Source organism: Streptomyces sp. CA-210063 (genome assembly GCF_024612015.1).
Taxonomy (GTDB): Bacteria; Actinomycetota; Actinomycetes; order Streptomycetales; family Streptomycetaceae; genus Streptomyces.
This window is the reverse complement of the sequence record NZ_CP102512.1, coordinates 935169-948019: the sequence shown is the minus strand read 5'-3', so window position 1 is coordinate 948019 and position 12851 is coordinate 935169. Positions and strand designations below refer to the sequence as shown.

The 12851-nt window shown below is 69.1% G+C and carries 11 protein-coding genes, 1 tRNA gene and 2 pseudogenes; 8 read left to right on the top strand and 6 right to left on the bottom strand.

All coding sequences use genetic code 11. The features are described from left to right. The first annotated feature begins 155 nt into the window (after positions 1 to 155). Positions 156 to 229, top strand: a tRNA-Pro gene (locus tag JIX56_RS04150). Between the two features lie 346 nt (positions 230 to 575). Here JIX56_RS04150 and JIX56_RS04145 read toward each other — a convergent pair. Beyond that, positions 576 to 1141, bottom strand: a pseudogene (locus JIX56_RS04145) (carbohydrate ABC transporter permease); the annotation flags it as partial. 281 nt (positions 1142 to 1422) lie between these two features. Between JIX56_RS04145 and JIX56_RS04140 the strand changes: the two are divergent. Beyond that, the gene (locus JIX56_RS04140; protein WP_257537394.1) at positions 1423 to 2148 is read left to right on the top strand and encodes a hypothetical protein; all 726 of its coding nucleotides are present in this window, start codon (positions 1423 to 1425) and stop codon (positions 2146 to 2148) included. Further along, a pseudogene (locus tag JIX56_RS04135) lies at positions 2145 to 2417 on the top strand (LuxR C-terminal-related transcriptional regulator); the annotation flags it as partial. The gene JIX56_RS04140 and the pseudogene JIX56_RS04135, both read left to right, overlap by 4 nt. A 458-nt stretch (positions 2418 to 2875) precedes the next feature. Here the strand turns inward: JIX56_RS04135 and JIX56_RS04130 are convergent. Further along, on the bottom strand, positions 2876 to 3544 hold the full coding sequence (locus JIX56_RS04130; protein ID WP_306819820.1) for a GntR family transcriptional regulator: 669 nt from the start codon (positions 3542 to 3544) through the stop codon (positions 2876 to 2878). 92 nt (positions 3545 to 3636) lie between these two features. Here JIX56_RS04130 and JIX56_RS04125 point away from each other — a divergent pair, with 92 nt between their 5' ends. The 4 genes from JIX56_RS04125 (at position 3637) to JIX56_RS04110 (ending at position 6858) form a co-directional block, all read left to right on the top strand. Beyond that, positions 3637 to 4065, top strand: a complete 429-nt coding sequence (locus JIX56_RS04125) for a VOC family protein (protein ID WP_257537393.1) — start codon at positions 3637 to 3639, stop codon at positions 4063 to 4065. A 172-nt stretch (positions 4066 to 4237) separates the two neighbouring features. Continuing rightward, positions 4238 to 5179 carry a carbon-nitrogen hydrolase family protein gene (locus JIX56_RS04120; protein ID WP_257537392.1) on the top strand — a complete coding sequence of 314 codons (942 nt, stop codon included), beginning with the start codon at positions 4238 to 4240 and terminating at the stop codon, positions 5177 to 5179. 504 nt (positions 5180 to 5683) lie between these two features. Continuing rightward, positions 5684 to 6172 (top strand): cytochrome P450, encoded by a 489-nt coding sequence (locus tag JIX56_RS04115; protein WP_257537391.1) that lies wholly within the window; start codon positions 5684 to 5686, stop codon positions 6170 to 6172. Then, positions 6166 to 6858, top strand: a complete 693-nt coding sequence (locus JIX56_RS04110; RefSeq protein WP_257537390.1) for a cytochrome P450 — start codon at positions 6166 to 6168, stop codon at positions 6856 to 6858. Before JIX56_RS04115 ends, JIX56_RS04110 begins: the two co-directional genes overlap by 7 nt. A 46-nt stretch (positions 6859 to 6904) precedes the next feature. Here the strand turns inward: JIX56_RS04110 and JIX56_RS04105 are convergent, their stop codons facing one another. Further along, the gene (locus JIX56_RS04105) at positions 6905 to 7219 is read right to left on the bottom strand and encodes a hypothetical protein (protein ID WP_306819819.1); all 315 of its coding nucleotides are present in this window, start codon (positions 7217 to 7219) and stop codon (positions 6905 to 6907) included. Between the two features lie 221 nt (positions 7220 to 7440). Here JIX56_RS04105 and JIX56_RS04100 point away from each other — a divergent pair, with 221 nt between their 5' ends. Further along, complete coding sequence (locus tag JIX56_RS04100) at positions 7441 to 8151, top strand: hypothetical protein (protein WP_257537389.1); 711 nt, start codon at positions 7441 to 7443, stop codon at positions 8149 to 8151. A gap of 115 nt (positions 8152 to 8266) precedes the next feature. Here JIX56_RS04100 and JIX56_RS04095 read toward each other — a convergent pair whose 3' ends face one another. The 3 genes from JIX56_RS04095 to JIX56_RS04080 all read right to left on the bottom strand — a co-directional run bounded on the left by JIX56_RS04095 (position 8267) and on the right by JIX56_RS04080 (position 12312). Beyond that, entirely contained in the window at positions 8267 to 9484 is a 1218-nt protein-coding gene (locus JIX56_RS04095; RefSeq protein ID WP_257537388.1) for a serine/threonine-protein kinase, read from the bottom strand. 1046 nt (positions 9485 to 10530) lie between these two features. Then, entirely contained in the window at positions 10531 to 11076 is a 546-nt protein-coding gene (locus JIX56_RS04090; protein WP_257537387.1) for a hypothetical protein, read from the bottom strand. Between the two features lie 684 nt (positions 11077 to 11760). Beyond that, positions 11761 to 12312, bottom strand: a complete 552-nt coding sequence (locus JIX56_RS04080; RefSeq protein WP_257537386.1) for a hypothetical protein — start codon at positions 12310 to 12312, stop codon at positions 11761 to 11763. Positions 12313 to 12851 lie beyond the last annotated feature (539 nt).

Below are 12851 nucleotides of genomic sequence, written 5' to 3'. Positions count from 1 at the left end.
AACCGCCCGACGACAACCGCGCGCTGCGGGCGATCCTGCCTGCGGGGCGCGGTTCCGTGAAGAGTCCACTGGATGGGCGAGGCGTCGGGGAAGGGGTGCGTAGGGTAGGGTTTACCTGCGCGTTCACACGGATCACAGCACTGTGGGACGCGCGCCGGGACGTGGCGCAGCTTGGTAGCGCACTTGACTGGGGGTCAAGGGGTCGCAGGTTCAAATCCTGTCGTCCCGACTGGAGACGGTCGCAGGTCAGGGCCGGTTTCGGAGACATCCGAAACCGGCCCTTGGTCATTCTTGGGGACCAGTTGGGGACCGGTGTCCTTGACCGGCGTCAGCGAGTCATGACGATCGGGCCCGGCAGGGAGCGCGGTGCGCGGAGCACGCTGAGGTGCGCGGAGAGTGCCGCTCCGGCGGCCGTGATCTTGTGCACGTCCGGGTGTAATGGTGCACTCGGGTATTGGAACTCTCGGAATGCCTCCCCAGCGCCATGGTCCGGCGAGCCGATGGGACCACACATCGTCACCGGAAAGCTCCGTCTCATAGTCGGAGTCCAGGATCTCGCAGTCGTGGGCGTCGAAGCGCCACACCGCCATCGCGATCAGCGACGGCATGGCCCAGGTCTCGGAGCCGAGGAAGTCCGGTGCCCTCATGCCCAGTTCCGACGCGACGCCGGCGATCAGACCGTCCGACAGGTCGAGCACGAAGCGCCAGACGACTGCGACCGCGACGATGGAGGTGACAACGGGGGCGTAGAAGCCGACTCGGAAGAAGGTGCGGGCCCGGTCGATGCCGTTGTTGAGCAGGATGGATGGCGACCAACAGGCCGAGCAGGACGGTCAGGGGGACGCCGACGACCACGAAGTACGCGGTGTTGAACAGGGCCGTGCGGAACGTGTCGTCGCCGAAGAGTCGCACATGGTTGTCGAGGCCGACGAACTCCGCCTCCAGCGGACGGGTGACATCGCGTGCCCCGAAGTCGGTGAGGCTCATCAGGAGCGTCGCGACGATCGGGAAGAGCATGAAAACGCCGAACAGCACCAGGAAAGGGGGTGGAGAACAGCCAGTCGTGCAGGTTGTGCCGGCTCAGCGAGCGCCCCCGGCCGCGTCGGCGCGGCCCCGCGGCCGGCGGCTTCGCGGCTCTGGTCCGCCCGGTCTTGGCGGTGGCCGCGCGCGAACCGCGTTCCGGCGGCCCGAGGAGGGTGACGGACGAACAGGCCGGCCGCCGCGGTCGTCAGGCCAGTTCCTCCTGTACGACACTGGTGGCCCGGCCGCACGGTGTTGGCGGTTGTCCCGAACGTGTCGAAGGCGGCGTGCCGGGCGACCCCGCGTGTGTCATGTGGATGCCGTCCCGGTGGCCCACTGTGTTGTCACAGGCATGTTTTCGCCGGTCTGTGCGACCCGCTGTCCAGACTGGTTTGGACCGAAGTGTTCCTGGAGAACTACATCACCGCGGAACGGCACGTCGACCGCGGGCTGGAGATCGCCCGGAGGACCGGGCAGCTGTATCTGCTGCCACAGTTCCTGCTGTGCAAGGCCTACATCCACTTCAGCACCTGCCGGATCGCGACCGCGCTGGAACTGGCCGACGAGGCCGAGCCCATCACGCGGGCCCTGGGCAGCGGTGAACTGCTTGGCCTCGCCCTGGCATTCAGATCCCAGATTCTGATGCAGACCCGCCCTCCGGGCGACCCCGGTGCGCTGGCAGCTGCCGAGGAGGCGGTGGCCGCGGCCGGTAAGAGCGACAGTTGGTGGGCTTCACTGGCCTGGTGCATGCTCGTCTACGCCGCGCTCGGCGCCGGCGATCCGCACCGGGTGCAGGAGGTCCTGCTGCAAGCGGGCGGCGGAGACGAGCTGCGGCGGCTGCAGCCCTCGGTACGCCCCAACTTCCTGGAACTGCTTGCCACCGCAGCCGTCGCCACCGGCAAGATGGAAGAAGCCGAAAAGTGGGCCGAGCGCGCCCACCAGGAAGCCGAGCAGCTCGGCCTGCCCGCCCAGCGCGGAGCAGCGCTGCGCAGCCACGCCCAGATCGCGGCACGCCGAGGCGACACGGCCGCGGCGGCCCGGCTGTCGCCGAGGCCGCGGCGGACAGCGCACAGTCCGGGGCGGTACTGCGCGAGGCGCAGTCCCTGCTGTTCGGGGCCCCTTTCATGAAAGCCGCCGGAGACGGCCCGCGCGCGGCCGCCATGTGGCGCCGGGCGCAACGCCTGGCTTCCGAGGGCGGCGCACGGCTGCTGGCCGGCCTCGCCGAACGGATACGTCCGGCAGTGTTCGGGGAACCCGCCGAACAGGACGCAGAACCGACCGAGAGACTCGCCACGTTGACCCAGCGCGAGCGGGAGATCGCCGAGCTGGTCGCCGCAGGCCTCACGAGCCAGGCCATCGCCACCGAGCTCTACCTCAGCCGGCGCACCGTGGAGAGCCACCTCACCCGGGTCTTCCGCAAGACGGCAGTGTCCTCCCGTGCCGCCCTGGCGTCCCTGGTGGCACGCGGCAGCGCGGCCGGATGGTACGCGGGGCCTGGCCAACTTCCGTGTTGCGCAAGGTTTTTGCGTAGTACTACGGATGTCCCGAGGCAAACAGGGCTGGATGAGGAGAACGGCCGTGGAGTGGCTGGGCCGCCTCGTCCGCGCCATGGACAAGATGCCGGCCGAACCGGTCCCGAGGGGCGGCACCGTTGCCGCCCTGAAACTCTCGGGTACGGGACGCCACGGCGGGGGTGCGGCGGCACACCCTCTCGACAGTCCAGCGTGGGTCTGAACAGGCCCTGGTCGATGGGGGAAGTGGGCCGTCGGGTCGGCCGTCGCGACGCCATCCCAGGCGTCGGAACCCGTATGGCGGCCGAACACGGAGCAGTCGCTGATCGCCGGGGCGACCAGGGCTACCCCTTCGCGTCCGCCGCCTTGAGGAGGTCGAAGGCGTGGCTCCGGTGTTCCGCGAAGAGCCGGAGAGCGCGCTCGGTGTCGCGGGCCTCCAGGACGTCGGCCAGTTCCCGGTGTTCGGTCTCGATGTGCTGGGCGTAGCCGTTCTCGGTCAGGCCCATGCGCATCAGCAGGAACAGGTGCACCTGGGAGCGGATCGCCTGCCATGCCCCTTCCAGGCGGCCGTGGTGGGCGGCGGCGTAGACAGCGTCGTGGAACTCCAGGTCCAGCCGCACAATCGCATGCTCGTCCTCGGCACGGCCCATCCGGTCCACGGCTTTCCGGACGGCCGCCAGGTCCTCCTCCGTGGCGTGCTCCACGAGGCGCTCGACGGCCAGCTGCTCCAAGGCGCCGCGGAGGCTGTTCAGCTCCTCGGCGTCCTGTGCGGACAGGGAGGTCACGGTGGTCCCACGGTGCCACTCGCTCTGGACGAGGCCTTCGCGCTCCAGCCTGAGCAGTGCCTCGCGCACCGGACCGCGGCTGACCTGGAGGGCCGTGGCCAGCTCGACCTCGCGCAGCTGAGCTCCGGGCGCGTAGACGCCGGAGAAGATCGCGTCCCGGATCCGGTCCGCGACCTCGTTTGCCATGCCGCGTCGGCGGGCCGGCGCGATGCCATTCGGGTTGCTCACTTCGCTCCCCTTGCCTCTAAATGTAGTGATGTTAACATTCAATCATTCGTCGTCAGTGCTAGTGCTACTCTCCCGAAGGACAGGCAGCCATCATGGCCATGCACGAAATACCGGTCCCGCCGTTCCACCTGGCCGTGCCCGTCGACGACCTGGCTGTAGCTCGCCGCTTCTACGGTGAGACCTTGGGCTGCCGCCAGGGCCGCAGCTCCGACACGTGGATCGACTGGAACTTCCGCGGCCATCAGCTCGTGACGCACCTGGCGCCGCGCAATGAGCCGATCCACAATCCGGTCGACGGCCACGACGTACCCGTCCCGCACTTCGGCCTCGTCCTGTCCATCCCCGACTTCCATACACTCGCCGAACGCCTCCGCGCGGCGGACACCACGTTTGTCATCGAGCCCTATCTGCGCTTCGAGGGGCAGCCCGGCGAGCAGTGGACCATGTTCCTCAAGGACCCTTCGGGTAACGCCCTGGAGTTCAAGGCGTTCGCCGACAGCTCGCAGATCTTCGCAGTGTAGCCAGCGCCGGAGCCTGGCCCGCCCGGGCCCGCAGCCCGCTGGGCCCACCGCCGACTGTTCCCTCCGTCGACTGTTCCCTCCGTCGACTGTTCCCTCCGTCGACTGTTCCCTCCGTCGGCTGATCCCTCCTCGACTCATCTCGCAATTCGAAAACGACACAGGAGACAACGACATGCGTATTGCTGCCGCACAGGCCCGGCCGCACTGGCTCGATCCGACGGCGACGACCAAGAAGGTCCTCGCCTGGCTCGAGAACGCGGCGGCACAGGGCGTCCAGCTGATCGCCTTCCCCGAGACCTTCCTGTCCGGCTACCCGTCCTGGCTGGAGCACACAGGCGGCGCCCGCTTCAACGACGCCGCACAGAAGCGCGCCTATGCGGCATACCTGCAGGCCGCGGTCGAGCTCGACGGCCCGGAACTCGCCCGGATCACCGAAGCCGCGCGGGACCTGGGCATCTTCGTGTACCTCGGAACGACGGAACGAGGAGTGGGTACCGCCCGAGGGACCGTGTTCTGCACACTGGTCGCCATCGACCCCGGCGCAGGCATCGTCAGCGCCCACCGCAAGCTCATGCCGACCCACGAAGAACGGCTGGTCTGGGGCATCGGGGACGGCAACGGACTGCGCGTGCACCAAGTGGGCCCCGCCCGGGTGGGAGGCCTGAACTGCTGGGAGAACTGGATGCCCCAGGCCCGCCACGCCCTGTACGCGCAGGGCGAGGAACTGCACATCAGTGTCTGGCCCGGCAATCCCCACAACACCGCCGACAAGAGCACCTGCTTCATAGCCCGCGAGGGGAGGATGTTCCACCTCGCGGCCAACGGGCTGCTCTCCCTGGCCGACGTCCCCACCGACTTCCCGCTGCGCGCCGAGCTGGAGGAGGCCGGCGTGACCGACTACTGCCGTGGTGGCTCTGCCGTCGCGGCGCCGGACGGCACCTGGATCGTCGAGCCGGTCGTGGACGAGGAGCGTCTGGTCATCGCCGATCTGGACTTTGCCCGGGTCCGGGAGGAGCGCCAGAACTTCGATCCGGCCGGCCACTACAGCAGGCCTGACGTCTTCGCCGTCGAGGTGGACCGCCGGCGCAGGGACGCTTCGCACTTCCGCGACTGACCCGGATCGCGCACATCGTCAACCATGGACGGCACCGTAATACGCCCTTGCTCCCCGGCATTCACCCCAACCCGAAGTGCCGTAACCCGTTGCGTAGTTCTACCGGCATCGGCAGCAAGAAATCACGGCCAGTAGCGGCCACCGGGCCGCACCACGACCCGACCAGGGCCCTCAACCGGCCTATCCGCACGGGCTCTTGGAACTTTGTGTCCTGCGCCTGAAGTTCGATGAATAGATGAACATGCGCTGCCTTGCCGACGTCTCGACGAAGAGCCGACAAGATCCTGCAGCGTCTCGCCGCAAAGCTTGATCGAATTCCCGGAGCAGGGCACTAACATGGGGCGATGCGCATACCCTCAACGCTGCTGCGGGCCTTTCGGCCCCAAGTCCAAGAGAATCTCTACGACTTCTACGAAGAGCTGCGGAGCGCCGACGACCTCTTCTGGGACCGCACCCTGGGCGCCTGGGTCGCGACCGCGTACGCAGTGGTCAGCAAAGCCGCGGGTGACCCGGGGGCTGTCCTCGGTGCGCTATCCCGACATCGAGGCCGTTCCCGAGGAACTGCGGCCGCTGGCCCGGGTCCTGAGCCGGCAGATGCTCTACAGCGACGCCCCCGACCACCCCCGGCTACGGGCCCTGATCAGCAAAGCCTTCACCTCCCGAGCAGTAGCGGCACTCCGCGCCCGGATCTTCGAAGCCGTTGACCGGATCATCACCCACGCGGCGCCGACCGGGCGGATGGACATCGTCGCGGACCTCGCCCGCCCCCTGCCTCTCACCATCATCTGCGACCTCCTCGACGTACCGGAGCAGGACCGCCCCGCCCTCGCCTCCTGGTCCGAGCCGATCGCCGAAGCCATAGGCAACTCCCGGCTCGACGCCGACCGCAACCGCGAGGCCTCGCAGAGCATGACGGACATGCTTGCCTACTTCCGCGAACTCCTCACCCGTCACGACACCCCGCCGCCCCCCACACCCTGCGCGCCATGGTGACCGCACAGGCCGAGAACACCGACCAGGACCTCGACGAACTCCTCGCCAACTGCGCCCTGCTCCTGATCGCCGGCCACGAGACCACCACCCACTTCATCGGCAACGCCACACTCGCCCTGCTCCGCCACCCGCACGCCGCCGACCAACTGCGCCGCCGACCCGACCTGATGCCCGCAGCGGTCGAGGAACTCCTGCGCTACGACGCCCCGGTACAGCTGATGCTGCGCCGGGCACGGCACGACCTGGACCTGGCGGGCCGCACCATCGCCGAAGGGCAGACGGTGCTCCTGGTCAGCGGCGCCGCCAACCGGCATCCGGCCGTCTTCCCCGATCCCCATGTGCTGGACTTCGAGCGGCCCGGCGGACGGCACATGGCGTTCGGGCACGGGCCGCACTTCTGCCTCGGCGCGGCGCTGGCCCGGCTGGAAGGCGCGATCGTCCTGGAAGCACTCCTCACCCGGCTCCCCGGCCTGTGCCTCGACGGCACCGCGCCGCCGCAGTGGCAGCGCAGCCTCAACTTCCGCGGGCTCACCCGTCTGGACGTCGCCTTCACCCCGCCTTCGGACGATCACAACAGCGGAACGCAGGCCATGCCGGCCGACGGTTCCCCATACGGCCTCGGCCCCGCGACGCCTGCCGGCGCGTGCCCCGCCCGGCCGGGGCCCGGCGGTGTCATGGGCGCTTGACCACGGCCCGGCGCACCGCCCCTGTCGTGGTGCGATGTCACGCCGCTCACCGTCCGGCGGGCGTGAGCAGGCCGGAGGCATGAAGGACGTCGGCGAAGACGCCGACCACGGTGGGGGCGGGCCATTCGGTGTCACGCAGCGCGGCCAGGTCGTACGCAGCGCGCGCGGCGACGTCGGGTACGCCCGCGGCCACGGCCTTGGCCAGGATCTCCCAGCCGGTCTCCCACCGCTGCCGGGTGGTGGAGGTCTGGACGGTGGAGATCACGGCGGTCAGGAACGCCAGCTGCCGGTCGCCGCGCTCGGGCAGGCCGAACGCCCGGGGTCGGCCGGCACCTCGTTGGGGTCGGGGACCACGAGACATGAACGGCGCTGTGATCACGCCCACTGACATCCCCTCCCGGCAAACCCACCCCACGGCGAAGTGCCGTACCTCGATTGCGTAGTTCTACCGAAGCCTTCAGAGGACGGAAGCTGGGAGCGTGGGCATGTGTGTCACCGCCCAACGGCCTTTCCGGCCCCCCGGGTTGGTGCTCACAGCTGCAGTTGTTCGGATGGTTCAGCGGTGAGAAAGAGGTACGTTTCGTGTCAACCCGGGTTCGTGTTCTGGCAGGCTTCGGAGCGGCCGTACTGGCGTTGTCCCTCGCCGCGTGCGGCTCTGAGGCGGACAAGGACCAGAACGCCACGGGCTCGTCGGCGACGCCGGCCGCCGATGGAGCGGCTGATGATTCCGGCTCGCAGGAATGCCCCGACAAGCACGAGGCAACCGTCGAAGACGACGTGTTCGGCGGTACGGCAGACATCGACATCTGCGCGCTTCCCGACATCCACGAGACGACCCTCAGCGCCTCGTGGTCGTCGGTCAATGCCCTTCCCCAAGAAATCATTTATCAGCTGAACATCGTGCCGGTCTCCTGCAAGAGCGACTCCGAAGACAGTTGCACGCAGATCAGGAGCACGGATAATCGCGACAACTGCACACCCAGCAAGCCGAACTGTCACCCGAAACAAGGCGAAGAAGTGTCTGTGGTGTGTTCGGCCGAGGACAATACAAACGCATCCACCAGGTGGTACGGCGTGCTGCTCAACAAGCGGTTGCTGGCCACGGGAACGGACAACGGCGACATCAGCGGCCCCAAGCATTACACCGACAAGGGCAGCAAGCCCATCGGCTACATAGAGGCGAAAAACCTCAACAAGGTGCCGGGCGACCTGCCCGTCTGCGACGGCACCACGCTCCACGGCAAAATGGCCCGCAATCTCGCCCAGTTGGAGGGTGTGCCTCTCGGTCTGTAAATCGCAGGTCACGGCCGGGGCCGGAAGTAGGTGCCGGTCGACTGCTGTCCGGTGACCGTGGCGACGCAGCGCAGGACGCGCAGGCCATCGGCGTATTCCGTCTGGGACGGCGGGATCACGTCGATGGTCCAGCGGGCGGGGCGATGTCCAGGGCCTCGCCCTGCCTTGTTTTCGCCATGACGTCGCGTGAGCAGAGTTTGCGGACGTCGGGGTGTTTGCTCAGTTCCTGCTGGTTGTTGGTCGTCCGGTCCGAGGGGAGCGGGGCGATGGCGAAGGTCTCCCAGGGGTGCTCCACCAGGCAGTCGGAGCGGGTGACGGTGACGACTCCGGTGGTGACGACCATGCCGCCCCAGCACTCGGCGGTCGTGGCGCAGCGGGCGCCCACGCCCGCGACGGAGGCCGCCGGGCAGTCCTCGGTGGTCGTCGGCACCTTGAAGTCGGTGGCGGCGGAGGCTCCCTCGCCCGGGGACGCCGCGCTCGCGGTGGAGGAGACCTCGGACGCGGGGGAGGAGCCCGTGGACTCCTCGGACGAGGACCCGCTCCGGTACGCCAGCACTCCGGCCGTGCCGAGAACGGCCACGGCCAGCGCCAGGACCGGGACGGCCCACCGCGGGAGCCGGTTCTTCCTCTGGTCCCGCGCGACCACGGGCCGCGTTTCCGGTCCGCCGCCCGGCCCCGGCGGCGGGAAGCTCAACGGGCCGTGCGGCGATGGGGAGTTGCCGATTGCCGGGGCGGTCAGGGCGTACGTGGTGGGGACGGCCGGCGCATCGTCGTGCAGGTCGACGGTGGCGAGGGCGTCCCGCAGGGCCGCGGCGCTCGGCAGGCGGTGAGCCGGGTCGGGTGCCATGGCATGCCGTAGGACCTCGTTGAAGGCCGGGCTCACTCCGGGCAGGTCGGGTATGGGCCAGGTGTGCCGCTTGATGACCTCGGCGATGCTGAGGGCGCCCTCTTCGGGGAAGTGCGGGGCCCGGCCGTGCACGAGGGCGTAGATGGTCGCGCCGAGGGAGTACACGTCCCCCGCGGGCGTGGGTTCGGCCAGGTGGAACGCCTCGGGCGGGGCGTACGCGGGCGTCAACGCCTCCCGGGTGACCGACAGTTCCTGGCCCGGCCGGGGCATCGCCGCGAGACCGAAGTCGGCCAGGGCGACGCCTCCGTACTGGTTGACCATGATGTTGCCCGGCTTGATGTCGCGGTGCAGCACCCCGGCGGCGTGCGCGGCGGCGAGCGCGTCGGCGATGCGCACCCCGATGTCCCGCGCCTCCCGCACCGGGAACGGGCCCTGCCGGTGGAGCCGGTCGCCCAGCGAACCGCCCGGGCACAGCTCCAGCACCATGTACGCGCGGGTCCGCGCCCGAATCCAGAGCGCGGGACAGTGCGTTGACCGCGTCGTCGACCCGGTCGGCCGCTGCCAGGGCCCGCGCGTGGAGGACAGCGAGCCCGGTACCTCCCACCCAGGCCGAGCCCCGGGCGGCGACAGAGGCGGCCTCCTCGTAACGCCCACGGAGCATCATCCGCATGGCCTCGTCAACGTGGAAGCGCGCGAACAGGGATCGTCCACGCCCTGAGCTGAACCTCTGGAGGGGCGCCTTCTCGTTCTTGCACCCCGAACCGGGTGTGCATGCACGGTTCGTCGAGCAACAGGTGCTGAGGTTGCGTAGTTCTACCGATGTCTTCGCCCCGGCCCGTCTGTATGGTTCGCGGGAAGCCGGGCGGATGGCTCGCTGCTCCCGGGCATTTCGGTTGCGGCTTCGGGAGCCTTGACGAGGCACGGTGGTGTGGCCCCGCGCCCGTACACCCGTGCCCGTACACCGGTGGCCGACTCCTCCGACTCACGGGGCTGGTTGCGCGACCGCGGCGCGCAAGCCACGCGAGGGCCGACAGGCAAAGCAGAGGTGCGGTGCCGACCCGAGCCAGTCAATCCAGCCATATTGGTGGCATCGCCGCGCCCGCAACCGGTGATCAAGAACAGAGGGCGTTGAGCGCCGTCACCGATCCTTGTGGGCCCGACTACGACCACCACGCCAGATCGTTTGACTACAGCGCCAAGGCAGCGATCCCTTGCGGGCCTGATGCCGGGGCGTCCGCGCCTCTCCTTCTTCCACCCCGTCCAGCTGATCTTCCTGGGCAAGCTGGACCCGTGGGGCGTGAGAGCAGCGTGGTCAGACGGGCGTCGGTGCCGATGTGGTCCTTCTTGCGCGTGGACCAGCGGGCCACCCGGGCGTCCTGTTCGTGCAGGAGACGTCACACCGCTCGCGCAGTTCGGTGTCCCAGGGAAAGCCGCGCAAGGTGACCGGTCCGCGACGGCGTACGGCGTCCAGCAGCGCCGCCGGCACCGGGTGTTGCGGGTCATCGTCATCGCGGCGCCACCGGCCGGGCGACTCATTCGCTGTCCGACACCCAGGACGTCCGGTCCTCGTGCCTGCGGACCACCAGCTGGGGGCAGGCCCGGCGCAGCGCATCCGCCAGCAGCTGTACTTCGTTCCCCGGCGGGTTGAACGCCGCCTGGGTGCGGTAGACCTTGCGGCCCACCCGCAACTCCAGGATCTTGTCGCCGCCGCTGCCCCCCGCGGATCGGATCCCGACGGTGAGCGGCCGCAGCTCGGTCACCGCGCCGAGGGGATGGGTGATCGTGGAGCCGTTGCGCCGCTGCAGCACCAGCACAGGCGGTGGGCCCGGCCGGATGTCGGCTGCCACGATGGAGCGGATGTCGCGCAGCCACGGCGGCAACAGGATGCTCCCCCAGAAAGCCGCGAACACGCCGCCCACGATCAGGCCTGCCAGCGGCTCGGTGACGTACGCCGCGAACACGCCGAAGACGTGGACCAGCGTGGCGAAGACGTAGGTGCCCAAGTCGCTCTTCCCTACGCGGCCGCTGCGGCGGTACATCTCCCAGTGGAAAGCCTTGACTCTCTTGTTCGTGGACACGGGCACAGCATGGTTGCCCGGGCACGGGAGCGAAAGGGGCGTCGCGCGCATTACGTAGTTTCACGGATGTCCCGGCCCCGGACTTCCGTGAGAGCCGGTCCGTTCGAGGACGCGCGCGCCATCTCTGGGCCCCGTCGAGTGGCTGCTCGACCAGTCGCGGGTGCTACATCAAGTCACACCTCGTGCGGATCGAGGCGCCGGAGTCACCGCCGCACGACGACCTCCCGGCCGAACTGGACGCGTGCTTCGGCACCGACGGGCTCTTCGCGCGGCTGTACGCACCGGCGCGGAACGAGCCTTTCCGGGCTGGAGCAGATGTTCCGCGCGCTGAACCGGCGCGACGCGTTCGCCTCGCCTTCGAACCGGTGGGCGGACCCGCGGGCACGGCTGCTGGACGGCAAGCGGTGGGAGGCGCGGGCGCTGTCCGCTGCCCAGCACGAGCATGACCTCCTGGACGAGGACGTCGCCCGGCTCTCCCCACTGCGCCACGGGAACCTCATTGTGTTGGGCCGCTACAGTTTCCGCGCCTCCACCCGCCGGTGGCTGCCTGCGCCCACTGCGCGACCTGGCCGCAGGCAGCCCCGATGACGACGAGGACGGCTCCGAGGGCTGAACAAGCAGGCCGGTATGTGCCAGTGCGGCACCATAAACTCCTTGTACGGGATTCCGGAAGTTGGATGCCGCTCAACTCAAGCGGCATCCACAGCGTCGGTGGCAGAACGTTGCCTCGGGTTGAGCCGAGAAAAAAACGTGCTCGTTCTTCCCGTCCTCCTGGCCTGGGTGAAAGAAGGGGCGAGCCGGACGGTGCTGTCTCTCGGGCACTGTCGGTTCCGCGGCGGGCTGTGGTGTCCGGTGGGTGTCGAGCCACCGCTGCCCGTCCTCGCGCGCGGCGCGCCAGTCGGTCCACCGGTCCCCGGTCACGGCGGTCAGCAGGTCGATGACTTCGATCGAGCCGGCCGCGTATCCGCGGTTCAAGCGGCTGATCACCGCGTATGAGGGTTCGGCGAGTACCGCACGCACGAACTCGGCATCCAGCCCGAGGCATACGACCCGAAGCTCGACGTCGACTTCACCCCGCTGTGTGAGCAGGACCTGGCCTCCGCGGGCCTCGGCCAGGCCGCTTGACCGCCCGTCCCGGAGTCTTCCTCTGCGGGCACTGGCCGTGCATTCGAAGCGGCCCGAAGCCGCCTCCCATGGCTTCGGGTGCTGCTTGTCAGCCCAGTAGCGCTCGGACACCAGGGGCAAGTAACCCGCCGGAAGGTTCCGAGGGGGTCGCACCTGCCGTTTTCTGGCGCTGGGGTGCCTCGTTGGGCCGACCGGCTGAACGCCGCCCGAGGGGCCGATGGCAAGGGGCGGGTGTGCGACAGGAGTGGTCACCGGAAGACGTGGTGGCATGGTGGACGATGGTGGACGGCGACCGGGACCTGGTGGCGAACAAGTCCTGCCCAAGTCGGTTCGGCGGTGAAGGCTCAGTTGTCGCGTGTTTCAGGAGTACGGAGCGGTAGGCCTGCTTTGACGCGCCGCTTCAGCTCGCGGAAGTCCTGGACCAACCGAATCGCCCAGGCCGGTTTGTGGATATGCCCGGGCTCGCCCACCCCGCCCGGCTACCGCATCACCCTCTTTGACGCGTACAAGTGCAGCGGAGCCGACGCGAATGCCCTCGAGAGCGCCTGACACCGATTGCGCGCACCGAAGGCACGGCGTAACTCGCCGTGCCTTTCGGCGCATACGTCTGGTCCCGGTCCGGGCAACTGCCGTTCCCCCGTGGAGTGCTG

Excerpts from the sequence above, each read along its gene's own strand:
- JIX56_RS04125 (WP_257537393.1), top strand. The coding sequence starts at position 3,637 with ATGGCCATGCACGAAATACCGGTCCCGCCGTTCCACCTGGCCGTGCCC.
- JIX56_RS04120 (WP_257537392.1), top strand. The coding sequence starts at position 4,238 with ATGCGTATTGCTGCCGCACAGGCCCGGCCGCACTGGCTCGATCCGACG.
- JIX56_RS04110 (WP_257537390.1), top strand. The coding sequence starts at position 6,166 with ATGGTGACCGCACAGGCCGAGAACACCGACCAGGACCTCGACGAACTC.
- JIX56_RS04105 (WP_306819819.1), bottom strand. The coding sequence starts at position 7,219 with ATGTCTCGTGGTCCCCGACCCCAACGAGGTGCCGGCCGACCCCGGGCG.
- JIX56_RS04095 (WP_257537388.1), bottom strand. The coding sequence starts at position 9,484 with ATGGTGCTGGAGCTGTGCCCGGGCGGTTCGCTGGGCGACCGGCTCCAC.